Annotated in this window: 7 protein-coding genes; 3 read left to right on the top strand and 4 right to left on the bottom strand. The window is 59.2% G+C overall.

The window, feature by feature from the left end:
• Positions 1–135: 135 nt before the first annotated feature.
• The gene (locus BP858_RS02205) at positions 136–1,314 is read right to left on the bottom strand and encodes a sugar phosphate nucleotidyltransferase (RefSeq protein WP_014866174.1); all 1,179 of its coding nucleotides are present in this window, start codon (positions 1,312–1,314) and stop codon (positions 136–138) included.
• 445 nt (positions 1,315–1,759) lie between these two features.
• Between BP858_RS02205 and BP858_RS02200 the strand changes: the two genes are divergently transcribed.
• The 3 genes from BP858_RS02200 to BP858_RS02190 all read left to right on the top strand — a co-directional run bounded on the left by BP858_RS02200 (position 1,760) and on the right by BP858_RS02190 (position 4,590).
• On the top strand, positions 1,760–3,640 hold the full coding sequence (locus BP858_RS02200; protein WP_214166041.1) for a chloride channel protein: 1,881 nt from the start codon (positions 1,760–1,762) through the stop codon (positions 3,638–3,640).
• Between the two features lie 193 nt (positions 3,641–3,833).
• Complete coding sequence (locus BP858_RS02195; RefSeq protein WP_250317130.1) at positions 3,834–4,331, top strand: YkgJ family cysteine cluster protein; 498 nt, start codon at positions 3,834–3,836, stop codon at positions 4,329–4,331.
• On the top strand, positions 4,324–4,590 hold the full coding sequence (locus BP858_RS02190) for a hypothetical protein (protein ID WP_214166039.1): 267 nt from the start codon (positions 4,324–4,326) through the stop codon (positions 4,588–4,590). The genes BP858_RS02195 and BP858_RS02190 overlap by 8 nt, the downstream gene beginning before the upstream one ends.
• Positions 4,591–4,678: 88 nt before the next feature.
• Here the strand turns inward: BP858_RS02190 and BP858_RS02185 are convergent, their stop codons facing one another.
• The 3 genes from BP858_RS02185 to BP858_RS02175 form a co-directional block, all read right to left on the bottom strand.
• Complete coding sequence (locus tag BP858_RS02185; RefSeq protein ID WP_286878714.1) at positions 4,679–5,011, bottom strand: type II secretion system protein E; 333 nt, start codon at positions 5,009–5,011, stop codon at positions 4,679–4,681.
• A gap of 213 nt (positions 5,012–5,224) precedes the next feature.
• Positions 5,225–5,530: a stress response translation initiation inhibitor YciH gene (gene yciH / locus BP858_RS02180; RefSeq protein ID WP_014866167.1), complete on the bottom strand. Its 306-nt coding sequence runs from the start codon at positions 5,528–5,530 to the stop codon at positions 5,225–5,227.
• Between the two features lie 42 nt (positions 5,531–5,572).
• Positions 5,573–6,741 (bottom strand): adenosylcobalamin-dependent ribonucleoside-diphosphate reductase (locus BP858_RS02175; RefSeq protein ID WP_286878712.1); only part of this gene is annotated, 1,169 nt, incomplete at its 5' end.

Below are 6,741 nucleotides of genomic sequence, written 5' to 3'. Positions count from 1 at the left end.
CCTCACGAGTCTCCATACCGAACGTTCGCGCGTATGGAGTCTCCCCCTCCCCGCACAAGCCGGACCCGGAGCAGGGGAGCCTCCCGGTCGCCAATCCAGGGAGGTCTTCGTGGAAAATTCAGGTGAAATAATCCACTATGAGCCTTCGGTCCTCGTGTCGTAGTCCTCGTTTAAGACGTGCTCTTTCACCACCGACCCCTCCGGGATGATGACCTCCGGCCAGACCCTGGTCCCGGAATGGACGACCACATTGTTTTTCAGCACCACGTGTGGCCCGATGACCGTGTCATGCTCGATGTTGCACCCGGTGCCGACGAGCGTATCATTGTCGATGATGCTCCCGCTGACGGTGCTGTCCCTCCCGATCACCACCCGGTTGTAGATCGACGACGAGAAGACCTTGGCGTTGCTCTTGATGATGCAGCCTTCCCCGATGCTGGTGTACGGCCCGATGACGACGTTCTCCTCGATGATCGTCCCGGCACCGATCGAGACCGGCCCGATCACCCGAGAATGGGCAGCAATCGAGACGCTGTTTCCTATCTGGGCGGGACCCATGACCCGGGCGCCCTTGATGTAGAGGTCGCCGGAGATGTTCGTGAACCTGATATCCTGGAGTTTCCAGCGTTCCGCCTCCCGGAGCGACCGGGGGCTCCCGACGTCCGACCAGTTGCCGCGGGCAAGCCAGGCCTTCAGGGTATACCCCTTCTCCATCAGTTCGGGGAAGAGATTCCTTGCGAAGTCGAACTTCTCACCCGCCGGGATATGGTCAAAGACCTCCGGGTTGCAGACGTACATCCCGGTGCTCGCGAGGTTTGAGAAGATCTCCCCGGGGCTCGGTTTCTCCTTGAATCGCTTGATCTGGTAGTTTGCATCGATCTCGGCGATACCGTACTCGGTGGGGTCGTCGATGCTGATCAGCCCGATGGTGGTGATCGAGTCGTTATTGAGGTGCTCGCGGTAGAACTCAAGCAGGTTTAAGTCCACCACGTGGTCGCCGCCGACAACAAGGAACGGCTGCTCCTCGAGATACTTCTGGGCGTTCTTGACGCTCCCCGCCGTCCCGAGTTTTGTCTTTTCACGGACGTAGGTGACGTTGACCCCGAAGAGCGACCCGTCGCCGAGCGCTTTTTCGATCGCGTCGCTCATGTAGCCGAGCGTGATCACCACATCGTTGAACCCGAGGTTGGAGAGGTGTGAGACCAGGTGCTGGATCGAGGGTTTGTTGACGATCGGAACACAGGGCTTGGGACGCCCGAATGTGAGGGGGCGGAGCCGTGTGCCCTCCCCTCCGCACATTATGCACACCTTCATGTCACTCCGTTGTACGCGTATCGATTTAACCCTATTGGGGGAGAATCGGCAGGGTTCCTTGCACCGGTCACACGTTGAAGCAGGGGTCGGAGATCTACACAAAACCGGATCAGGAGGGCGATGAAGTAGAGCGAGAGGCCGCACAACGCGGGCTTTTCCCCGGGCTCTCCCTATGCAACGGCGTCAACGGGCTCCGGGAGCCTCCCGGCCTCCAGAGGGAGAAAATACTCAGGGTATTTTGCACAGGCTCACGAATGCTCCGGGTGCCTGCCCCCGGAGACGGCAAAGGCGCTCCGTGCCCTCTTTGACAGAAAACGTCCTCCGCGCACCAATCTCCCGGTTCCCACGATCCCGAAGCGGCGGTAATGCGCAAACCCTTTCACTGAACAGCCACATCAAGTCAAACAGGTTAAATAACATGTTAATCTGATCTTTTTATACGTCCATGCAGATCGAGGAAATCGTCACTCCCTATAGGAGGATCATACTCATAGCCATCATCGTCGGGCTCATCTCCGGCCTCGGCGCTCTCTTCTTTTTCGAAGGGTTGAAACTAGGGAGTGCGTTGTTCATGGAGGGCATCGTCGGGTTCAACCTCCCGAAGGAGGGGCAGACTGTCCAGGATATCAGTCAGTGGGCTCCTCCCGATAATCTCTGGATGATCCTCCCCGTCATCTGTTTTGGAGGGCTCATCTCCGGCCTCCTGGTCTACACCCTTGCCCCGGAGGCGGAAGGTCATGGGACCGATGCGGCAATAAAGGCGTTTCATAAGGGAGGACAGGTGCGCTGGCGCGTCCCGCTCGTCAAAGCAGTTACCGCCATCCTGACCATCTCGACAGGAGGGAGCGCCGGGTGTGAAGGGCCAACTGCACAGATATCGGCCGGTTTCGGTTCGATCACCGCTGATCTTTTAGGGCTCTCCATCCGTGAGCGGAGACTTGCTATCGCCACCGGTATCGGCGCCGGAATCGGTACGATCTTTATGGCTCCGCTGGGAGGGGCAATCCTCGCTGCAGAGATCCTCTACAGACAGGACTTCGAGACCGAAGTAATTGTTCCTGCGTTTCTGGCTTCTGTCATCGGGTATTCCATCTTCGGTCTGGTTGAAGGTTTTGAACCGGTCTTTGCCTCCTGTACAACCTTCTGGAACGTCTCCCAGATCCCTCTCTTCATTCTCCTCGGCGTGGTCTCAACGGCGGTCGGCCTGATCTACATAAACACCTTTTATGGGGCAAACAGGGTCTTTAAGGAGGTATTCGCCCAATTTAACCTCCCAAACCACCTCAGGCCCCTTACCGGGGCATTTCTCACCGGCGTGTTCGTTCTCGCTCTTGCGGCCTTCTCTCCTGAGACGGCAATCGTCGGGCTTGCCAGCCTCGGGACCGGATACGGCTTTACCCAGCTCGCGCTCTATAATATGCTCCCGATCGGGGTGCTGCTCATCCTCCCGTTTGCGAAGATCCTGACGACGTCGCTCACTATCGGTTCCGGGGGGAGCGGAGGCATCTTCGCACCGGGATTGATGATCGGCGGAGTGATGGGAGGCGCTTTCGGATCCCTGCTGCACCTCGCGCTCCCGGGGATTGTGCCTGCCGAATCGGTGCCGGTCTTCATTGTCATCGGGATGATCGCTCTCTTCGGTGCGGTCTCCCACGCACCGATCGCGGTCATGATCATGGTCGTGGAGATGACCGGTGACTTCTCCCTGCTCATGCCGGCGATGGGCGCCGTATCGGTCTCAGTCCTTCTCATCGGTCAGGCCACCCTCTTCCGCGAGCAGGTGCAGGACCGGTCCTGGTCAGCTGCTCACCGGGATGAGTATATGATCGAGATCCTCCAGGACATTCATGTGGATGATGTTATGGTGCCCCGTGACCGGATCGTCGCCGTATCGCCTGATGACAACATCGAGCGCGTGTTCCGTCTCATCGACAAGACACTGCACACAGGGTTTCCGGTCGTTGATGGGGAAGAGAAACTGGTCGGCATCATCGCTCTAGATGATATCAGGGACAACCGGATGAACGATGAGTTGCCGGTGAAGAACGTCATGAGTTCGCGGGTGTTCACCGTTCACCACGCCTGTACGCTGCGCGATGCCCTGAATCTGATGGTCGAGCATGACATTCATCACCTGCCCGTTGTTCCGGTAGACGATCCCAGGCTGCTCTCCGGATTCATCACCCGGACAGATATCATGAAGGCCTACGTCCGGAGAGCGTCACAGTCAACAGGAAGAGGTCACCATACCGGGTTCATTACCCTGGTCGAACCGGGTACGACAGCAGGAAAAAACCCTGACAGGAAAGGAATGACTGAAAATTGACAGCTGGTCTCCGGCTGCTTCCTCTCCTCTCTTCGACCGGAACCAGTACCGGCGGGGCCATATCCTCCCGGGTGGGACCGGACGAGTTCCTCAAGTCCGGTCTGGGTGGCATGAAGGAAGACCGGGTTTAAGATCTTCACGGGGGCAAGGATCCCCGAACCTTTATCCCATGTCGTGCAGAGAGTCTTTGGAGATGGCAGCGTTTGAATGTACGCTCTGCGGGAAGTGCTGCATGCACGCGGGCGGTGAACTCATCGAGGTCGAGAAGAGGCTCACGAGCCGGGACTACCTCTGCCGGCAGAAGATCGTCGGCGGCACGTTCCGTGCACGTGTCGAGGAGCGGTTCCTCGATATCTTCAGGGAGACTTCGGAGAACGATGCGCACCCGTCCTGGTGTCCGTTCCTGCGGGGCCACCCGGAAGAAGAAGGAACGTATGTCTGCACCATCCACGACAGCCGCCCCTCGGTCTGCCGGACCTACATCTGCTGCAGCATGCGAATATTTGCCGGTGACGGCCGGGAGGTCGGGAAGGTGAAAGGGAGAAGGAGCCTCGTCACCGAGGATGCCCCCCTGCGCCGCTGCTGGGAAGAGTCGGTTGCACCGCTCGGGACCGATAACGACGTCGCCTGGCGCAGTGAGGTTATCGCGATCCTCGGTCGTGCAGGCTACCGGGTCGAGGCCTATGAGTGACCGCGGCTCCCGGCGCTTGCCGGTCGTCGGCGGCCGGGTGCAGTGCACGCCGGATAAGGTCGTCCCCGTCGACCGGTGCGGGTTCTGTGTTCATTCCGCCCTTGTCGTCGTCGGGGGAAAAGAACTCCCGTCACCGGCACGCGCCTACTGCAGCCGGTGCCAGGTTACGTCCGGTGTCGATATGGCAAAAGTGGAGGCGGTCGTCTGCGACGACGCCCGGGGAGAGGGGTTCCGGAGCATCACAAGCATCATCAGCTGAGTGCACCGGGCCAGCGGCAGGGTGTACCTTTTTGCGGTGCGTGAGGCAGCTTTGTCTGATTGTTAGATGCGCTGGTGCGTGAGGGAGATCACTTCCGCCAGAACTCCCAGGGATGCTTCGTCCGGAACGGAACACCCTTCGCCTCCTTGACCCAGTCGGTCTCAATCGTATGGTGAACCAACCGGACTTCGTTGCGGAGCTCAGCGAGGACCTCTTTGACGTCCTCAAGTTCACGCTGGAGTTGGTTCAACTCTTCAAACGAGCGCTGCTGCCTCACCGGCGGCGTCTTGCCGTCCTTCCGGCAGGCAAGACCGGTCTCGATCAGTTCAAGGATCGCCTCGTTCCGGTCGAACGCGTTATCCCTGGCAAACTGATCGATCTGCTCCAGCAGGCCGGGATCGAGCGCAAACGAACACCTCATCACCATATATCATCCACTTCTCTAGAGATCTTGTTTTGTCTCTCTTGCTGATTATAGTGTCTGACAAACATTTTTTGAAGACGCCAGGGTATCTCATGGGTTGCATCCCCGACTATATAGCGTCTGCCGCCGCACCCTGCCCACGGCATCCGCTCCCTGCAACCATCTCTCATCGGAAAAAAGATATCCGGGTTCCTGAAGAACTACCCGGTTTCAACTGATATTTTCCATATTGTATCCTTTCTGGGCGAGCAATTCCTTAACCCGCTCGCGATGGTTGCCCTGCAGCTCGATCGAGGAGTCTTTGACCGTGCCGCCACAGGCGAGCTTCCCTTTCAGGAATTTTGAGAGGTCTTCGAGATCGATGTCGTAGGGATCGAGCCCCTCGATAACCGTGACCTCTTTTCCGTACCGCCGCCTGTTTATCTTTACGCTGATTCTCTGCTGTTCCTTTGCAACTTCTTCACAGATACATAATTCCTTTGGCAGTCCGCAGGTCGGACATATCCCACCGTTCATTGCATGTACCTTTCAGCTCTCGTTATATATTATTTGGCATGGTCATTCATCAATAATGCAGACGTCGCATCCCCGGGAGAGTACCTGGTCAGGCCGGCTCCGGTAGCGGTAGACGGTGACGCCCTTACACCCGAGGTCGTGGGCGAGGGAGAAGACGCGGGCGATATCGTCGGGGGTTGCGGACTCCGGGAGGTTTACCGTCTTTGAGACGGCGTTGTCCACGTGCTCCTGGAACGCTGCCTGCATCCGCACGTGGTGTTCAGGTGCGATCTCGATAGCCGTCCTGAAGAGGTCCCGGGTATGGGCCGCAAGAGGGAGACCCTCGATTGTCCCGTAACGCCGCACGTGCGCCGCCACGTCCCTCCCGCCGGCGGTCTCCGGCAGGAGTTCCCGGACGAGGTCGCTTACGATGTTGACCTGCTGCCCGTCGATCGTCCGGGTGTAGGCAAAGGAGAAGACCGGCTCAATGCCGCTCGTCGTCCCGGCGATGAGGTGGAGCGAGCCCGTGGGGGCGATGGTGGTGACGGTGGCATTGCGCATATCCCCTGAGTAGACAGACCCTTCAATCGCCGGAAACGAGCCCTTCTCAGCCCCGAGTTCCTCCGACCGCTCACGGGCCACAGTCTGGATGCCCGCCATCAGGCTCCCGGCGAACCGGAGCGCTTCGCGAGACTCGTAGGGTATCCCGAGGCGTATGAGCGCCTCGCTAAACCCCATGACCCCAAGGCCGATCTTCCGGGTAGCAAGGGTCTGCTCCCGGATCTCGGGGAGGGGGAACCGGTTGACGTCGATGACCGCGTCAAGGAAATCGATGCCGCACCTGACGGTGGTAGCAAGCAGGTCTTCGTCGATCTCGTGTTTCCTGATGCACCGGGCGAGGTTGACGCTGCCGAGGTTGCAGCTCTCGTAGGGGTAGAGCGGCTGCTCGCCGCAGGGGTTGGTCGCCTCGATGAGCCCAAGATGCGGCGTGGTGTTTCTCCGGTTGATCTCGTCGAGGAAGAGCATCCCCGGCTCGCCGGAGGCCCATGCCGACGTGGCGGCGAGGTGCCAGAGCGAACCCGGGTCGATGCTCTTCCAGACGCTGCCGTCGCGGGGATTGATGAGGTCGTAGTCCTCCCCGGTCGCCAGGCACCGGAAGAACCGCGCGTCGATGCCGACCGAGATGTTGAAGTTCGAGAGACCACCGGTCTGTTTGCAGGTGACGAACTCCT

The organism is Methanoculleus sp. UBA413, assembly GCF_002502935.1.
Taxonomy (GTDB): Archaea; Halobacteriota; Methanomicrobia; order Methanomicrobiales; family Methanoculleaceae; genus Methanoculleus; species Methanoculleus bourgensis.
Note: the sequence above shows the minus strand (reverse complement) of the source record. Positions and strands in the feature narration are given on the sequence as shown.

Excerpts from the sequence above, each read along its gene's own strand:
- BP858_RS02205 (WP_014866174.1), bottom strand. The coding sequence starts at position 1,314 with ATGAAGGTGTGCATAATGTGCGGAGGGGAGGGCACACGGCTCCGCCCC.
- yciH (WP_014866167.1), bottom strand. The coding sequence starts at position 5,530 with ATGAACGGTGGGATATGTCCGACCTGCGGACTGCCAAAGGAATTATGT.
- BP858_RS02185 (WP_286878714.1), bottom strand. The coding sequence starts at position 5,011 with ATGAGGTGTTCGTTTGCGCTCGATCCCGGCCTGCTGGAGCAGATCGAT.
- BP858_RS02200 (WP_214166041.1), top strand. The coding sequence starts at position 1,760 with ATGCAGATCGAGGAAATCGTCACTCCCTATAGGAGGATCATACTCATA.
- BP858_RS02195 (WP_250317130.1), top strand. The coding sequence starts at position 3,834 with ATGGCAGCGTTTGAATGTACGCTCTGCGGGAAGTGCTGCATGCACGCG.
- BP858_RS02190 (WP_214166039.1), top strand. The coding sequence starts at position 4,324 with ATGAGTGACCGCGGCTCCCGGCGCTTGCCGGTCGTCGGCGGCCGGGTG.